The following is a 16,027-nucleotide window of genomic DNA, read 5'->3' as shown; positions in this document are numbered from 1 at the left end:
GCAATTAAACCCAATCAGATGAACAAAAAGATTTTAAGCTTGGCACTGTTAGTCTCACTTTCAGGCCTCGCTACTGCACAGCAAGAGACGATCGAAAAACGATTTAAAGACAAAGAAGCGATAGGCCATTTTACATATTTGGCTTCTGACGAATTGATGGGAAGAGATCCTGCACGTCCTGAGATGGCCTTAGCCTACGATTACATCGCAAAATATCTCAAAAAATATAAGGCTCAACCTATCCCTGGATCGGATGGCTACTTCCAAAATATTCCATTTAGACTCTCCCAACCTCCCAAAACAGGGGAATTGATGATAGGGGATTCGAAATTCACTCAAGGGGAGGAATTGCTTGTGTTGGATGGAGAAGCGGCAACCGGAAGTTATGAGGTGGTTGACTTAGGCTTTGGCCTGGAAGAAGACTTTGCCGGTAAAGACGTCAAAGGAAAAGTCGTTATAACCAACGTAGGCGCACCTGATCAAATGAGTCCTGCTGCACTTTTCGCTTTGGGAAGATCAAAGACTGCCAGAGCGCAAGAAGCCGGAGCTGTAGCATTGGTGGAGCGCTTTAATATCCCTTCCATTCCTTGGCAATTGGTGGCTAATTACCTAAACCGCCCAACTATGGGGATCGATCAGGGCGAAAGCTCCAATCTACCTTACCTATGGGTAAAAGATGTAGAAAATACCCTAAGTAAAGGTATCAGTGAAGGCAAAGTAAAAAACATTCAACTGAATGTAGAAGGAAAGGTGAATACCAAGATCGAAGGAAAAAATGTGATGGCCTGGATCGAGGGAACTGATCCTGAGCTTAAGGATGAGTATTTACTTCTTTCGGCTCATTATGATCATGTGGGTGTGGGAACTCCTGATGCAGAGGGAGATTCCATTTATAATGGCGCAAGAGACAATGCAGTAGGAACTGTAGCTGTAATGAATGCAGCAAAATACTTTGCAAAAAATCCACCGAAACGATCCATCATCCTAGCACTTTGGACCGCAGAGGAAAAAGGACTCTTGGGCTCAGCCTATTTCGCTGAAAACCCATTAATTCCTCTTGATCAAATCATCTACAATCTAAATATTGATAACGGCGGATACAATGACACCGAGGTAATCACGGTTATTGGCTTGGGACGAACAAGTAGTGACCCACTGATTAGTCAAGCTGTTACAGAGTTTGGATTGGAAGCAATTGCAGATCCTTCTCCTGAGCAAGGGCTTTATGATCGCTCTGATAATGTAAACTTTGCCAGAAAAGGAATCCCGGCGCCTACGTTTTCATTAGGCTTTAGAGCCTTTGATGATGAGATCAATAAGTATTATCACAAGCCTGGAGATCAGGTGGACAACTTTGATCTGGACTATGCGGTGAAATACTGGAAATCATATATCCGAGCTGCTGAACTCATCGCCAACGATCCTTCCAAGCCAAAATGGGTTGCAGGTGACAAGTACGAGCAGGCAAGCAAAGAGCTTTACGGAGATCAGTAATTAATAAATTCTTAAAAATTCAAACCCGGGGATATGATTCATCTCCGGGTTTTTTTTTATCAGTTTTAAAACTTTATCAAGGTGAAGTCTTTTTCGAGCTCGCTGCTACTGAGTACTTACTTCTTGAGACCTGCTCTTACTACTAAAATAACATTCCCGCTATCGTAGCTGTCATCATACAAGCAAGCGAAGCAGCAAAAAGGGAAATCAAACCGAGTTTACTGAGGGTTCCTTGTTTATTTGGAGCGATGATGCTGATTCCTCCCAATTGAATGGCAATTGAACTGAAATTAGAAAAGCCGCAAAGTGCATAGGTTGCAATCACGATTGACTTGGGAGAAAGAGAACCTACCTCCTTCATTTCGGAAAGACTCAAGTACGCGACAAATTCATTGATTACAGTCTTTTGACCCAAGAGACTTCCTACCTGCAGGGTATCTGTCCACTCTACGCCAATAACCCAGGCGAAGACTCGGAATACCTGCCCAAAAATATATTCTAAGGAAAAGCCATCAAACTGTCCTCCGGTAGTACTTACCACAAAGCCATTGATTCCTGTCACTTCTCCGATCAAATCGTTTAAGAAGTAATTGACAGCTGCAATCACCGCGATAAAGGCTAAAAGCATCGCTCCTACGTTGAGAGCAAGCTTTAATCCTTCGGAAGCACCAATAGACATAGCGTCGATCAGGTTAACTCCCATACTTTCCTTACTCACTTCCAGCTTTTCTTCGACCCGCTCTTTTTCCACTTCAGGGATGAAAATCTTTGAAAGCACTATTGCAGCCGGTGCATTCATAATACTCGCTCCCAACAAGTAAGCGGCAAATTTACTTTGCTCTTCTAGACTATCTCCTCCCAAAAAAGCTACATAACCTGCCAGAACACCTCCTGCTATCGTCGCCATACCACCCGTCATCAAACACATCAGTTCTGACTTGGTCATATTGGGAATAAAGGGGCGAACAAGTAGTGGCGCTTCGGTTTGTCCCAAGAAAATATTTCCCGCTGCAGAGAGACTTTCCGGACCGGACAGTCGCATCGTACGTGCCATTATCCAGGCGATTCCAAATACAACTTTTTGAAGAATTCCTAAGTAATACAGCCCGGCAGAAACGGTAGAAAAGAAAATAATGGTCGGTAAAACCTTAAAAGCGAATATGAATCCGAAACTATCTCCTGCCAGATCGCCGAAAATAAACCTTGCTCCTGCCTCACTGAAGCTCAGAAATTTTACAAATGCACTGGATAAAGCCGAAAAGCCGGAAGCTACGATTGGTACTTTGGTGATCAGAATTCCAAAAACTAATTGGAGAGCAATTCCTATGAGTACTAGTCTCCAATCTACTTTTCGTCGGTTTGCGGAAAAAATGTAAGCAATTGCCACGATGACAAGCAAACCAATGATACCTCTGATATAATCCATAGAATTCCTGTTGAAGCAGAAGCCTCAAAATTAGAGAATAGGGAGCAATAAAAAAGCCTGATCTCTCAGGCTTTTTTCGAAGTCCTAGTTTCGTTTATTAATTTCATCCCTGATTCGCGCAGCTTTTTCATAGTCCTCATCAGCGATTGCTTTATCCAGCAATTGATTGAGTTTATCCAAGCTAAAATCCTTCAAGGATGGTTCTTTCTTTGCAGTAAATTTTTGTGAAGAAGTTGACTTGGTACTTTTGGTTTGGGGCTCTTCTACATCGAAATGCTCCACGCCACCTTCCGACATCACCTTTTCGCTACAGAATATCGGACAACCAAAGCGAATTGCAATGGCAATAGCATCGGATGGCCTAGAATCGATTTCTGCATCGACCTGATCACTACGACATTGAATTTTGGCGTAATACACGCCTTCTTTCATATCAGTAATCACTACTCGATCGATATCATAATTGAATCCTGTAGCAAATGATTTAAATAAGTCATGCGTCATCGGACGATTAGGAATGATTTTTTCAATCTCCAGGGCAATTGCCTGAGCTTCAAACATCCCAATGACGATGGGTAGACGGCGGATTCCTCCAACCTCTCCCAGTACCAAAGTAAAAGATCCTGACTGAGAATGGTTAGAAGAAAGACCTAAAATTTCCAGTTCAATAACTTTTTCCACAAAAATTAGAGTTCAGCTTTAAGCGCTTCGTTCAACTTAGGAACAACTTCAAAAGCATCTCCTACGATCCCATAATCCGCAGCTTTGAAAAATGGAGCTTCCGGATCTTTATTGATCACGACGATATATTTTGAAGAGTTTACGCCCGCAAGATGCTGAATAGCGCCTGAAATTCCTATTGCTACGTATAAAGTTGGTGCAACTTTTACACCAGTTTGGCCTACGTGCTCGTGATGAGGTCTCCAACCGATGTCAGAAACTGGCTTTGAACAGCCTGTTGCAGCTCCCAAGGTTTTGGCCAAGTCTTCGATCATTCCCCAATTCTCAGGACCTTTCATTCCACGTCCGCCTGATACTACGATGTCAGCTTCAGGAAGTAGTATTTCACCTGTAGCCTGCTCAGTAGATGTGATTTTCGAAGCAAAATCAGAATCTGCCAAGCTAACTTCAAAGGATTCCACACTTGCTGGAGCACCATCCGTTTTCAAGTCAACAGCATTCTTTTTGATCGCCAAGATTTTATTTTCAGTTTCTACTGCCGTCATGGCAAAAGCCTTTCCGGTGTAAATACTTCTTTTTACTTGGTACCCTGAACTTGTATCGGGCAATTCGACTACGTTTGAAACAAGTCCCGCTTTAATTTTAATTGCCAATCGGGCAGCTACAGCATCACCCAGAGATGACTTTGCTAAAACTACGGTCTTTGCTCCTACCTTCTCGAATGCCTGAGCAACAGCTGATGCATGTGCCTGAATTACTCCCGCAGAAAGCCTGTCATCTGATGCATGCAATACTTTTGCAGCACCGGCAGAACCCACAGAAGCTAACTCATCATCTCCGATAGCACCTAATGCTACAGCGACGACTTCTCCTTCGTTGGTTTTAGCTGCCAAAGCATTTGCAAAAGATACTGCCTCAAGACTTGTCTTTTTTACCTTACCTCCCGCGTGTTCTATATATACTAAAATTGCCATATTATCTTGATTTTAAATTCTTTATTTAATTGAATTAAAGGACTTTAGCTTCATTTTTCAAAAGCTTCACTAGCTCTCCAACATTGTCCTTATCGATGAGCTTCACAGCACCTTTTGCAGGAGGAAGCTGGTATTGGGTAGCTTCAGCTTGTGTTTCCTCAGAAACGGCTTCCACTACGTTCAAAGGCTTTGTTCGGGCAGACATGATTCCCCGCATGTTTGGAATTTTCCACTCTGCGATGGGCTCCTGACATCCAGCGATCAAAGGAAGGGTAGCTTCAAGCATTTCCTTTCCTCCTTCAATCTCACGGGCCATTTTCACAGTGCTTCCTTCCACATCCAGCTTCATTACTGGAGAAAAGGATGGCATACCTAGGATTTCTCCGACCATTCCATGAACCATTCCGCCATTGAAATCGATAGACTCTCTACCCATCAGAATCAAGTCATAGCCTCCTTCTTTGGCATAATGAGCGATTTGAGAGGCTACAAAGAAAGAATCTTTTGGCTCAGCATTTACTCGGATCGCTTCGTCAGCACCGATAGCCAATGCCTTTCGCAGTGTAGGGTCACTTTCTGCAAGTCCTACATTTAACACAGTCAATTTACCTCCAGTTTGATCTCTTAGCTCAACTGCTCGAGCCAATGCGTAGTCGTCGTACGGACCGATGATAAATTGAACCCCTGTGGTGTCAAACTTTGTATTATTGTCAGTGAATTGAATCTTTGACGTCGTATCTGGCACGTGGGTGATACATACAAGAATCTTCATTGGTTTAGAATTTGATTATTTTAGATTTATTTGTCGTGAAAATAACAGTAAGACCTTAATTAAAAAAACAATTCATGGCCAATTTAGAGCGACTTAGACTTTTAGAAGAGTTTGCAAAAGAAGAACCTAACAACCCCTTTAACTGGTACGCCTTAGCCTTGGAAACTGAAACTAGTCAACCTGATAAAGCTCTATTTTACTTTAGGAAAGTTCTAAAGGATTTTCCTGAATATTTACCGGTCTATTTTCCATCAGCTCACTTTTTTGCAGAAAACGAACTGATCCAAGAAGCCAAAGAAACTTTCGAATCAGGAATTGAACTGGCCAAGCAACTCAAGGAATCGAAAGCGCTCCGTGAACTGCAAAATGCCTATCAAAACTTCCTGTTCGAATATGACCTAGACTAGGTCAAATTTTGAAATTTGCAGGAAAATGCTCTTGCTTGATCTCCTGTGCTCCCGCCATGTGGCCTAAATCATATAATTTTCGACAGTTTTTTGCATTATCCATCGCGGCTAGGCTATCCACCTGCTTTTGAGTATATGGTTTCGAGGGCTTAAATCGCTCATTCAGATCTTCCACGTCTAGCATCACATTGTAGCGTAGGTAGTGAATCAATCCCTTTTTTCTTCCTGGTTCATCCGTAAGAATATCATCTTCCAAAGCAGTCACTTCACTATCAATCTCAACCGCTGTAGGCGAGCGCGATAGCCATTGCATGATTTGTTGATTTTGCCAACTGGCATCTTGCATGAACATTTCTGGAAGATTGGAAGCCCAATTCAGCAGGTGACTTTTACTGATTCGTCGAGGTAACTTTTTCCAGCGAGTCATTCCTGTCCCTACTGACACGACCATCAATTTATCCTCACCCATTTCCCAATGATAGGGGAATCCTTTAAGCGTAGCGACCATCAACATCTGCAGAGCAGGGTTATTGGCCATGCTTACTCCACCGTCTACAAATGCGGCATAGCTGTCCTTTCCACCCACATGGATGCTTTGTGGAAGAAAATAAGTAGGAGCCGCTGCACTCGCGCGTACACATTCCCAAACGGGTATGGCCTTATTATTCCCGTGCTCTGTGTCATAAAACTTTCCTTTGGGATGGTTATTCAAGGGCCAAACGGAATTGGTATCTGCACGCTTAGCTACGATGACAAGAGCTGTTTTGATTTCCTTCTGATCCCCAAGCAAAGTGTCCCCGAATACGTTTTTCAGTTCAGAGATCAAGGCCTTATCGTCATATTTGGCTTTCAGAAGATCATCAATCTCGAAAATCCGATACCATCTGTATTTCTTGCCAAAGATTTTTGTGCCTAGCTCAAAGTATTTATCCCGGATTTCATCCACAGACATTCCTTTGGCCAAGGCCGCGGCAATGATAGACCCGGTACTTGTCCCTCCTATCATGTCAAAGTACTCACAAAGCAACATGTCTGGTTTTGAGTGCTGTTTTCGAATAAGGTCTTCAATGTGTTTCAAATACCCAAGCGTCAATGCACCTCGAATCCCCCCACCATCCAGGGCAAGGATTCGTTTGTTTCCAGTCTTCGCATCAAATTTTTCGGCTAAAGTCTTCATAAAAGTGATTTTGGATTTTTGGAGAAAAACATTTTTATACAATTTAGTAAATTGAAATTCAGCTAGTTAAAAAATCAGGAATTTTTATGGCAGTCACACAGAAAGAAATGCTCGAATACTTCATTCCGAGAATTGAAGAAAAGGGTAAAACCTACGAAAAGAAAACGCTTGTGACTGCTAAAAAAGCAAAGCCGGGGGAAAAAGTAATTACCCGAACATCAGATGGTGTAGAAACCCAAAACACGGCGAAGGAAGGTGATTTTTTGGTTGAAAATCAAACCAGTTCAGGTGAGCAATACTTGGTTGGTAAGGAGGTCTTCGAAAGTAAATACCAAATCCATCAAAGCTTGTCAAAAGGCTGGGCCAGCTACCATCCGATCGGGAAAATCAATGCAATTGAAGTCAATGCCCAAGACCTAGAGCACTTCAAAAGTGATGAGGAGCTTACTTTTATAGCTCCTTGGGGTGAAAGCATGGTAGTCAAAGAAGGTGACTTTCTGGTATGCCCACTGGATTTTTCAGAAATTTACCGAATTGCCAAAAAGGAGTTTGGTGAGACTTACAAGGCAGTTAAGGCTTAAGAACAATTTTCCCCAACTGTTTTCCATCCCGCATTCTGTCAAATGCAGCTACGGCATTTTCAAAAGGAAAGACTTGATCTACCAAAGGCTTGATTTCCTTTTCTTCCACCAACTTCAGCATTTCAGAGAAGTCATTATCCGAACCCATGGTGCTGCCCATGATTTTTAGCTGATTCCAAAAAATCCGTCTCGCTTCCAATTTACCTGGGTTTCCCTGAGTTGCTCCGTAGATGACTATCCTAGCCCCTGGACGAGAAACTTTGATCAAGTCATTCAAGCCATCACCTGAAGCCCCATCAATAATTAAATCAAATCCTCCTGTTTCGTTTTGGGCTTTCTTAGTCCAATCATCATCTCTGTAATTGAAGCCTCCATCTAGCCCAATTTCGAGGGCTTTTTGAACTTTAGAATCCTGACTACTAGATACATATACCTTAGCGCCTAAAGCTTTTGAAAATTGTGCTGCAAACTGTGCAACTCCACCTCCAAAGCCTGTAATCAGGACCTGATCGCTTGGTGTGACTTTTCCCTGATATACCAATGCTCTAAAAGCGGTCAAGCCTGCCAAAGGCAGCGCTGCGGCTTCTTCCCAATTCAAATGAGAAGGCTTCAGATGAAGTCGATCAGCTGTTACAATGACCTGTTCTGAAAGGGTCCCATGCTCTGGCATCCCCAAGATTTGAAAATCATTGGATTGGGCCTTTTGATCCTCTCCCCAATGCAGAGCCGGATTTATGATGACCTCTTGACCTACTTTCCAAGAGGAAACTTTTGAACCCACTTCTTCAATAATTCCAGCTCCATCAGAACCCAAAATCACTCCATCGGAAATATTTGGGTAGAGCCCTTGTCTACACCATTCATCCCGATGATTTAGCGCAGCGGCCTTGATTTTTACTTTCACCTGATTTGACATGAGTGAAGGTATGCTCACCTCTCTCAACTCAATTTTATCGGCGAGATTTCTATCTAAAACAATTCCTAGCATGATTAAAATGGGCTTTCTGTATCACTATTTAATAGGTCATCCGAATCATCGTTTGCCCGGCTAGGAAGATTGATGGTTTGAGAGGAATCGAAATTAGATGCTCCGCTGGATTGAGAGGAGAATTTATTTCCGTAAAGAGGCTCGGTCGATTGATTCTGCTGATAACCTCCCAAACTATCCAAATCTGTAAACTTAGTGTATTTACCAATAAATCGAAGTTTGACAGTGCCTAAGGATCCATTTCGGTGCTTTGCAATAATCACCTCTCCTACTCCCTGTGTACTCATTCCTTCATCTTCTGTAATTCCATAGTATTCCGGACGATAAAGGAACATAACCATATCAGCATCCTGCTCGATAGCACCGGATTCCCGAAGGTCAGAAAGTTGTGGTCTTTTATCTCCTCCTCGGGTTTCCACCGCTCGGGAAAGCTGGGAAAGGGCAATCACCGGGATCTCAAGCTCTTTTGCGATCTTTTTCAATGCACGGGAAATACTTGCAATCTCCTGCTCTCGGTTTCCTCCTCCCCCGCCTTTGGTATCGCCGGACATCAGCTGCAGGTAATCGATTACGATCATTTGAATATTGTGCTGGGCCTTTAGCTTTCTGGCTTTTGCCCGAAGCTCCAAAATCGACAAGGCCGGCGTATCATCGACGAAAAGTGATGCCTTGGAAAGTTTGGCAGTTTTGTGAACTAATTGGGCCCATTCATGCTCAAGCAAACTTCCTTTTTTGATTTTTTCTGAATCAAGTTCAGCTTCTGAAGAAATCAATCGATTCACCAACTGAACGGAGGACATTTCAAGGGAAAATATCGCAACAGGACGCTCATGATCCACAGCTGCGTTTCGAAGTACAGAAAGCACGAAAGCCGTTTTACCCATCGCAGGACGGGCCGCGATGATAACCAAATCTGATTTTTGCCAACCTGAAGTGACCCGATCCAAATCGGTAAAACCTGAAGGAACTCCCGTCAAACCATCTTTTTGATCCTTTTTAGCCTCCATCTCTGCGATAGCTTCCCGCATGATGGACCGCATATCTGCGTAATTTTTCCGGATGTTTTTCTCAGATATCTCAAAAAGAGACTGCTCCATCTCATCCAGCAACTCGAAAACATCGGTGGTTTCCTCAAATGCATTCTTTTGGATCTCTGAGGAAATTCTAATTAACTCTCGCTTGATGGCTTGTTCCGTGATAATTCGAGCGTGAAATTCGATGTTGGCAGCAGAGGATACCTTTGAGGTCAATTCAGTGATGTAAAAAGCCCCACCGGCAATCTCCAGCTTTCCATTTTTCCGGAGTTGAGAGGTTACTGTGAGTAGATCAATTGGTTGGGATTCAGAAAACAAATCAAGAATCGCCTGAAAAATGGCCTGATGCGAATCCTTGTAAAAACTCTCAACCTTTAAGATATCAATGACCTGCGTCAGTGCATCTTTTTCAAGCATGAGAGCACCAAGGACTGCCTCTTCCAAGTCTGTGGCTTGCGGCGGAAGTTTACCTAGGTTGTTCGGGTTTTCGTAAGTGGGCTTTTTACGGGAATTACGTGGGTTGGCTGGCTGTTCACTCATTTAACAAATGTATTTTCTTTCTGCGGGTATTTTTAAACAAGTTTTCCAGAACTTGTCCACAAAAATTAAGCCCCGATCGGGGAAGCTTCCTTATAGTACACTCCATTTCTATACCCACGGAACATGGAGCAAAGTACCGCCCAACCAAAATGCCAAAGCATTTCAGAGACTGGAATACCGATAATTTTATAACCCAAAATGGGCTCATCATTCAGCATTCCATATTTATCCCAAAAATCAGGATAGAGCAGGCCAAAGGTGATATAATAAATGACCATAACAATGGCCAAAGTAGCAAAACCAGAAATCAGCGAAAGCTTGATCAAATCGGGCCTTTGAATCCAGATATAAGTCGCTAAACCCATGAAAGTCAGGAATGTGACATATCCAGAGTGGATATTCAAAATCAGGCTAAAAACAGTCAAACTGGCACATCCAATCAACCATAAAATAAAAAAATCACGGTTTTTGGCGGCTGTTTGTCTTTCGAAGTCTATCTCCTTTTTAGTAAAAGATGAGTGGATATATCCACCAACTCCAAACATCGCAAAGCCAATAATAAAATCCTCAATTCCCGGCCAACCGGTTTTCCAAATCATCGGAGGTCTCCAATAATCGTGGAAATACCAAACTTCTGCGATGATTCCCATCAGCCCACCAATAATCCCCACTTTGATCATTCCGCTCTTCCAGGGACTTTTAAAAAATACTACAAACCAAGCCAGTAGATAGAGTAAAGAAAGAATCAGGTATGCATACTTGTCCTCCAGCATATTTTCTCAGTCTATTAATTTTGGTGAAATAGTTTGATAATGATTCGTTAGGCTTCCGCAAAGATTTAACTTTATATCGAAAACTAAAACAACCCAAATGAATAGCTATCATTTTATAGCCATTGGCGGAGCAATCATGCATAATTTGGCTCTTGCCTTAGCAAAAAAAGGACATCAGGTGAGTGGTTCGGATGATGAAATCTATGAGCCTTCGCGAACTAGACTGGAAAAAGCAGGTATTTTACCTGAGAAATTTGGCTGGTATCCCGAAAAAATTCATGAAGGTCTAGATGGCATTATTTTAGGAATGCATGCCCGCATCGACAATCCGGAGCTGATCAAAGCCAAAGAGCTTGGGATTCCTATTTATTCCTTCCCTGAATTTGTTTTCAATCAAAGCCAGGATAAAAAGCGGGTAGTCATAGCAGGTTCGCATGGAAAAACTTCCATCACCTCTATCATTCTTCATGTCCTGAGAGATCAAAAAGTCCAGTTTGACTATCTCGTGGGAGCCCAGATTGAGGGTTTTGATTTGATGGTTGGGCTATCTGATGCTCCTATTATCATCATCGAGGGAGATGAATATTTGACTTCCCCCTTGGATAGACGGCCAAAATTCTACCACTATAAGCACGACATTGCACTTGTCTCAGGAATAGCCTGGGATCATTTTAATGTTTTTCCTGACTTCGACGAATACAAAGGGCTTTTTGCAAACTTGATGAAAATGACTCCGAAATCAGGAACTCTGATTTATTGCGAGGAGGATCCTTTAGTGAAACAAATTGCTGAGACTGAATCAATCGATGGGAAAAGAGTTCCCTACCCTACACACCCGGCTGTGATCAAAAATGGGAAAACTTACCTGATTACTGATCAGGGTGAAATCCCTATCCACCTATTCGGAGACCACAATCTCCAAAATCTCAACGGAGCAATGAAAGTTTGTCTGGAGCTCGGCTTGAGTAAGGAGCAGTTTTATCAGTCAATCCAGACCTTCAAAGGTGCAGCTAAGAGATTGGAGCTTCTGACTGAAAAAAGCGACGGTGTGATGTACCGTGATTTTGCCCATGCCCCATCGAAACTGAAAGCCACCGTCGAAGCTGTAAAGCGACAATTTCCCGACAGGAACCTGGTTGCTGTTCAAGAATTACACACTTATTCCTCGCTCAATCGGGATTTTCTACCTAACTATGCACATACGATGGATGAAGCAGATGAAGCTATCATCTATCTAAACCCACATGCAGCAGCCCTCAAAAAGCTGGAAGTTTTGGACGAAGAAACTCTCAAAAAAGGCTTTGAGAGAATTGATTTGAAGGTTTTTACACAGAGTCAGAAGCTGTTTGATTACCTTATTTCAAAGGATTACAAAGACACCAACCTATTAATGATGAGCTCGGGAAATTACGACAATCTTGACCTTCCGGCTCTTGAGAAAAAATTTAAAGAATCATGACCTTAAACCTTAAAAATCCCATTGTATTTTTTGACCTGGAAGCAACAGGAACAAATGTAGGGACAGACCGAATTGTAGAAATCTCCTTGGTAAAACTCTTTCCTGATGAAATGAAAGAGATTTATACACAGCGCGTTCATCCCACTATTCCCATTCCATTGGAGTCTTCTTTGATTCATGGGATTTATGACGCGGATGTTAAGGATAAGCCTTACTTCAAAGACATCGCAAAAGATGTACACCAATTTATTGGAGCTGCTGACTTGGCAGGTTTCAATGTATTGAAATACGATATCCCACTTTTGGTTGAAGAGTTTCTTCGCTCCGGAATTGACTTTGATCTGGACAAAAGAAATCTGCTAGATGCACAAAAGATTTTCCATCTGATGGAAAAGCGAAATCTGTCAGCAGCATATAAGTTTTACTGTGGAAAAACTCTTGAAAATGCTCACAGCGCTGAGGCAGATACCTTGGCTACCTTAGAAGTTTTTCGTTCGCAGGTTGTTCGGTATGCAGGCGAAGAAGTCGAAGACCTTCAGGGCAATAAACTTGGAATTTTTGAAAACGACATGAAGAAAATCCATGACCTGGTCAATGAAAAAATGGTTGATTTGGCGGGTCGGTTTATTTTCAATTCGGAAGGGATAGAAATCTTCAATTTTGGAAAGCATAAAGGGAAAACTGTGGAGCAGGTACTCAAGGAAGAACCAGGGTACTATGACTGGATGATGCGCGGAGACTTCCCGCTCGATACCAAACGCAAGCTTACTCAAGTCAAGCTGAGAGGATTTGGCTCGCGATAAGACAAAAAAGCCGATTTCATTAAGAAATCGGCTTTTTTATTTTATTGACTACTGCTTTTGACTTTCCTCGTAGTACTCCATTGCCTTTGGCATGTTTGCTTGAAGCTGTTCGATTCTACGATCTGGACCAGGGTGAGTTGATAAAAATTCCGGTGGAGCCTCTCCTCCTGCAGCGCTCATTCGCTCCCAAAATACAGGTGCTTCTCGCGGGTCATAACCTGCTAAGGCCATAAAAATCAAACCCAACTCATCCGCTTCCAATTCATGTTTTCTGGAGAAAGCGAGCATCCCCACTTCTGAACCCATTCCTACTGATTGAAGTAATAATTGATTGGTAAGTGTGGGATTTTGACTCAAAGCTGTGGAAAGAACACTCATTCCAAATTGCTGCAACATCCCATTAGACATCCGTTCTCTAGAGTGAGAAGCAACTGCGTGAGCAATCTCATGACCCATTACAACAGCTATTCCAGTTTCATCTTCGCAAATCGGCATAATTCCCGTGTAGAAAGCAACTTTCCCACCAGGCATACACCAGGCATTTACCTGCTCAGATTCAAGCAAGTTGAATTCCCAATCAAATGTCTCCACTATACCCGAATAACCCTTTTCGATAAGATAAGACTCCACTGCACGGGCAATTCGCTGTCCCACTTTGACTACCTTTTGACCATCAGGCGTGTTGGTAAGTACTTTAGATTCCTTCTTGGTCGCCTCGTACTGTTGATTAACTAGAGGCTGGATTTCTTCATTATCAACCACTGCAAATTGCTTCCTTCCTGTCAAGGGAACGGTGGCACATGCATAGAAAAATAGTCCTGTCAGTAGGACTGCTATAATTCGCTTCATAATGACAATTTTTGATGATAAAACTCAAAAAAGATACCAAGATTACCTTGCGTTTCAAATTTTATTAACTTCAGAAAAATTTCAATTATGGAAACTACGGTTCGAGAAATTACCCTAAACGACAAAGCGAAAGATTATCAAAAAAAGATGCGGAGTCCGCTGATTTTCTGGTTTGCGATGTTAGCGAAGCTTCCATCTGCAGTCTTTTGGAGATTAAGAATCAAGGAGTTGACGGGGGACAAATGCCAGGTAACCATCCCCTATTTCTGGCGATCTCAAAACCCATTCAAATCAATTTATTTTGCCGCCTTGGCGGGAGCGGCCGAGTTGAGTACCGGCGCTTTATGTCAATTGGCACTCGCGGGAAAAGGGAAATTCAGCATGCTGGTAGTTGATTTTCGTGCTGAATACCATAAAAAAGCGAATCAGAAAATCACTTTTTCTTGTGATCAAGGCAGGGAACTCTTTCAGCTTATTGATTCACTAAATGTGAATGATACCGCACAACTAACTATGATTTCTACTGGAACTTCTGAGTCAGGAGAAGTTGTGGCAAAATTCTATGTGACCTGGTCATTCAAGCGCAAAAGCTAATCGAAGAACGACCTTTCGATCTGAATAAATTCCTCCAGGCTTTTCCGGACCCGGCTTTCCGGCCAATCCAAAAATTCATGTTGTTGATGAAATTGATTAAATCGAATGACCATTTTATCCCAGTCTTCCCGACTTAATTCATACTTTTCCATCAATTGGGTGCGTGTAGTATCAGAATCTATCACTTCGTAATACCCAGTCCTTCTTGCTAGCCATTGTTTTTTTCGTTCATATTCTCGAGCGAGCCGAGCTTTCTTCGTAAAATAGGATATCGGACCGCTGATCACCATCCCTCCTGTTCCATCACCATTATCCATCGGAGTAGTGATGACCTCCCCTTTCCGGGAAGGAGTTTTGGCTTCATTTTCGTCTCGGATTGTTAGTCTTCCGTCTTTAAAGCTATACGAGTAATTATTCCCCTCTACTTCAAAAGTGGGAAGGAATCGAGCCTTGTCTTGCAATTCTATCATCAAAAAGAACTCAGAGCTTAAAGCTTGACGCTGTGAGATAAACCCGGGAAAGGAAAAGACCAAGGTATCACCCAGAAACGCGGAAATAGAAAAATAACCTCTGCTATTACTCAACACTTCTTCGCCAGAACTTACAGATTGCACCTTCACTCCCTCCAAGAAACCCTTGTCCTGACTATCAATGATATTGCCAGAATAGGTGCGCTGTGCCAAAGAAGATAGCACCAGGAAATAGGCGAAAAGAAAAAAGATAAAACGAATCACCATCGAAAATAAGCCTAGCTCAGGCTATCATAAAATAATCTCCGTTAAAAGAACTTAAGCTCCTTCTGAGGCCTTCACCAAAATATCAGTCCCAAGAAACTCATCTTTCTCAGTTCTATACCAGGTTCGCGTTTTTGGGATTTTCATGTCTGAAACTTCTAAAAGGCCATCCAGATAGATAATTTCTCCTTTTTGGGCAGCCTCATCTTGATAAAACTTGTAAGCTTTCATCTCAAAACTTTCTTTGTCCAAATAGAAATACCAAACATCCTTTTCATAAGGCACCCTTACTACCCAATAGTCTACTCCATTCAAAACCTCGGTTTTTATTTCTTTTTCGATTATGGTATTTGGATCCTGAAGCTTCATGGGAAGCCCCCATAGATAGGAGTAATAATTTCGAAGCATAATAGCGCGGTCTTGAGCTATTTCCCCCTCGAAAACTTGGACTGAGTCATTCCAAATGATAAAATGAAGATCATCTTTTCGGTAGATAATCTTTGAAAGCTCGTTGTCAAATGAAACTGCATACTTCCGGGATGGACGATCTGCCGGAAGACTATCCTCGATTTCCAATGTCCCTTTGAATTCAGCCCAATTTCCGGCTGGGTCATGAAATTGAATGGACTTTTGAATCAGCTGCGGGCCTGTCCATTCGTCGCTTTGTCGCGAAGAGCATGAAAAAATCAAAACTGTACAAAGACAAATAAATGCACGCATTTTTTGTTTTAAGGTACGTAT

17 protein-coding genes are annotated in these 16,027 nt (G+C 42.3%); 6 read left to right on the top strand and 11 right to left on the bottom strand.

Translation table 11 applies throughout. From position 1 onward, the window contains the following. Positions 1-18: 18 nt before the first annotated feature. Complete coding sequence (locus CDH51_RS01105; protein WP_100626875.1) at positions 19-1,494, top strand: M28 family peptidase; 1,476 nt, start codon at positions 19-21, stop codon at positions 1,492-1,494. Between the two features lie 142 nt (positions 1,495-1,636). Here CDH51_RS01105 and CDH51_RS01100 read toward each other — a convergent pair whose 3' ends face one another. The 4 genes from CDH51_RS01100 to CDH51_RS01085 form a co-directional block, all read right to left on the bottom strand. Beyond that, positions 1,637-2,920 (bottom strand): NupC/NupG family nucleoside CNT transporter, encoded by a 1,284-nt coding sequence (locus CDH51_RS01100; protein WP_100626874.1) that lies wholly within the window; start codon positions 2,918-2,920, stop codon positions 1,637-1,639. Positions 2,921-3,004: 84 nt separating this feature from the next. Further along, complete coding sequence (locus tag CDH51_RS01095; protein ID WP_024282551.1) at positions 3,005-3,601, bottom strand: bifunctional nuclease family protein; 597 nt, start codon at positions 3,599-3,601, stop codon at positions 3,005-3,007. 5 nt (positions 3,602-3,606) lie between these two features. Further along, complete coding sequence (locus CDH51_RS01090) at positions 3,607-4,575, bottom strand: electron transfer flavoprotein subunit alpha/FixB family protein (RefSeq protein WP_024282552.1); 969 nt, start codon at positions 4,573-4,575, stop codon at positions 3,607-3,609. 34 nt (positions 4,576-4,609) lie between these two features. Then, positions 4,610-5,347, bottom strand: coding sequence for an electron transfer flavoprotein subunit beta/FixA family protein (locus tag CDH51_RS01085; protein ID WP_100626873.1), 738 nt, complete (start codon positions 5,345-5,347; stop codon positions 4,610-4,612). Positions 5,348-5,421: 74 nt separating this feature from the next. Here CDH51_RS01085 and CDH51_RS01080 point away from each other — a divergent pair, with 74 nt between their 5' ends. Further along, complete coding sequence (locus CDH51_RS01080) at positions 5,422-5,754, top strand: enzyme of heme biosynthesis (protein WP_100626872.1); 333 nt, start codon at positions 5,422-5,424, stop codon at positions 5,752-5,754. 1 nt (position 5,755) lies between these two features. On the opposite strand, the gene CDH51_RS01075 is transcribed toward CDH51_RS01080, so the two are convergent. Continuing rightward, entirely contained in the window at positions 5,756-6,931 is a 1,176-nt protein-coding gene (locus tag CDH51_RS01075; protein WP_157807018.1) for a patatin-like phospholipase family protein, read from the bottom strand. 86 nt (positions 6,932-7,017) lie between these two features. On the opposite strand from CDH51_RS01075, the gene CDH51_RS01070 reads away from it, so the two are divergent. Continuing rightward, the gene (locus CDH51_RS01070) at positions 7,018-7,512 is read left to right on the top strand and encodes a hypothetical protein (protein WP_100626870.1); all 495 of its coding nucleotides are present in this window, start codon (positions 7,018-7,020) and stop codon (positions 7,510-7,512) included. On the opposite strand, the gene CDH51_RS01065 is transcribed toward CDH51_RS01070, so the two are convergent. The 3 genes from CDH51_RS01065 to CDH51_RS01055 form a co-directional block, all read right to left on the bottom strand. Continuing rightward, positions 7,502-8,500 carry a zinc-binding dehydrogenase gene (locus CDH51_RS01065; protein ID WP_100626869.1) on the bottom strand — a complete coding sequence of 333 codons (999 nt, stop codon included), beginning with the start codon at positions 8,498-8,500 and terminating at the stop codon, positions 7,502-7,504. The two genes, CDH51_RS01070 and CDH51_RS01065, sit on opposite strands and share 11 nt — an antisense overlap. Positions 8,501-8,502: 2 nt before the next feature. Further along, a complete protein-coding gene (gene dnaB, locus CDH51_RS01060; RefSeq protein ID WP_026946482.1) occupies positions 8,503-10,074 on the bottom strand; it encodes a replicative DNA helicase in 1,572 nt (523 codons plus the stop codon). Between the two features lie 65 nt (positions 10,075-10,139). Further along, positions 10,140-10,847, bottom strand: coding sequence for a lycopene cyclase domain-containing protein (locus CDH51_RS01055; protein WP_100626868.1), 708 nt, complete (start codon positions 10,845-10,847; stop codon positions 10,140-10,142). Positions 10,848-10,944: 97 nt separating this feature from the next. Between CDH51_RS01055 and CDH51_RS01050 the strand changes: the two genes are divergently transcribed. Together CDH51_RS01050 and CDH51_RS01045 are read left to right on the top strand one after the other, a co-directional pair. Beyond that, entirely contained in the window at positions 10,945-12,306 is a 1,362-nt protein-coding gene (locus CDH51_RS01050; protein WP_100626867.1) for a UDP-N-acetylmuramate--L-alanine ligase, read from the top strand. Then, complete coding sequence (locus CDH51_RS01045; protein ID WP_100626866.1) at positions 12,303-13,109, top strand: 3'-5' exonuclease; 807 nt, start codon at positions 12,303-12,305, stop codon at positions 13,107-13,109. Before CDH51_RS01050 ends, CDH51_RS01045 begins: the two co-directional genes overlap by 4 nt. A gap of 48 nt (positions 13,110-13,157) precedes the next feature. Here CDH51_RS01045 and CDH51_RS01040 read toward each other — a convergent pair whose 3' ends face one another. Continuing rightward, positions 13,158-13,961, bottom strand: coding sequence for a M48 family metallopeptidase (locus CDH51_RS01040; protein ID WP_449353825.1), 804 nt, complete (start codon positions 13,959-13,961; stop codon positions 13,158-13,160). A gap of 84 nt (positions 13,962-14,045) precedes the next feature. Here CDH51_RS01040 and CDH51_RS01035 point away from each other — a divergent pair, with 84 nt between their 5' ends. Next, entirely contained in the window at positions 14,046-14,552 is a 507-nt protein-coding gene (locus tag CDH51_RS01035; protein ID WP_100626864.1) for a DUF4442 domain-containing protein, read from the top strand. Here the strand turns inward: CDH51_RS01035 and CDH51_RS01030 are convergent. After that, the gene (locus CDH51_RS01030) at positions 14,549-15,289 is read right to left on the bottom strand and encodes a peptidase associated/transthyretin-like domain-containing protein (RefSeq protein WP_100626863.1); all 741 of its coding nucleotides are present in this window, start codon (positions 15,287-15,289) and stop codon (positions 14,549-14,551) included. The two genes, CDH51_RS01035 and CDH51_RS01030, sit on opposite strands and share 4 nt — an antisense overlap. Before the next feature lie 51 nt (positions 15,290-15,340). Continuing rightward, a complete protein-coding gene (locus tag CDH51_RS01025) occupies positions 15,341-16,006 on the bottom strand; it encodes a DUF6503 family protein (protein WP_157807017.1) in 666 nt (221 codons plus the stop codon). Positions 16,007-16,027: the final 21 nt, after the last annotated feature.

The organism is Algoriphagus formosus (assembly GCF_002807035.1).
Taxonomy (GTDB): domain Bacteria; phylum Bacteroidota; class Bacteroidia; order Cytophagales; family Cyclobacteriaceae; genus Algoriphagus; species Algoriphagus formosus.
The sequence above is the reverse complement of the archived record's forward strand: the minus strand, read 5'-3'. Positions and strand labels throughout refer to the sequence as shown.

Coding starts and splice junctions, on each gene's coding strand:
- CDH51_RS01105 (WP_100626875.1), top strand. CDS start 19: ATGAACAAAAAGATTTTAAGCTTGGCACTGTTAGTCTCACTTTCAGGC.
- CDH51_RS01100 (WP_100626874.1), bottom strand. CDS start 2,920: ATGGATTATATCAGAGGTATCATTGGTTTGCTTGTCATCGTGGCAATT.
- CDH51_RS01090 (WP_024282552.1), bottom strand. CDS start 4,575: ATGGCAATTTTAGTATATATAGAACACGCGGGAGGTAAGGTAAAAAAG.
- CDH51_RS01085 (WP_100626873.1), bottom strand. CDS start 5,347: ATGAAGATTCTTGTATGTATCACCCACGTGCCAGATACGACGTCAAAG.
- CDH51_RS01080 (WP_100626872.1), top strand. CDS start 5,422: ATGGCCAATTTAGAGCGACTTAGACTTTTAGAAGAGTTTGCAAAAGAA.
- CDH51_RS01075 (WP_157807018.1), bottom strand. CDS start 6,931: ATGAAGACTTTAGCCGAAAAATTTGATGCGAAGACTGGAAACAAACGA.
- CDH51_RS01070 (WP_100626870.1), top strand. CDS start 7,018: ATGGCAGTCACACAGAAAGAAATGCTCGAATACTTCATTCCGAGAATT.
- CDH51_RS01065 (WP_100626869.1), bottom strand. CDS start 8,500: ATGCTAGGAATTGTTTTAGATAGAAATCTCGCCGATAAAATTGAGTTG.
- dnaB (WP_026946482.1), bottom strand. CDS start 10,074: ATGAGTGAACAGCCAGCCAACCCACGTAATTCCCGTAAAAAGCCCACT.
- CDH51_RS01055 (WP_100626868.1), bottom strand. CDS start 10,847: ATGCTGGAGGACAAGTATGCATACCTGATTCTTTCTTTACTCTATCTA.
- CDH51_RS01050 (WP_100626867.1), top strand. CDS start 10,945: ATGAATAGCTATCATTTTATAGCCATTGGCGGAGCAATCATGCATAAT.
- CDH51_RS01045 (WP_100626866.1), top strand. CDS start 12,303: ATGACCTTAAACCTTAAAAATCCCATTGTATTTTTTGACCTGGAAGCA.
- CDH51_RS01035 (WP_100626864.1), top strand. CDS start 14,046: ATGGAAACTACGGTTCGAGAAATTACCCTAAACGACAAAGCGAAAGAT.
- CDH51_RS01030 (WP_100626863.1), bottom strand. CDS start 15,289: ATGGTGATTCGTTTTATCTTTTTTCTTTTCGCCTATTTCCTGGTGCTA.
- CDH51_RS01025 (WP_157807017.1), bottom strand. CDS start 16,006: ATGCGTGCATTTATTTGTCTTTGTACAGTTTTGATTTTTTCATGCTCT.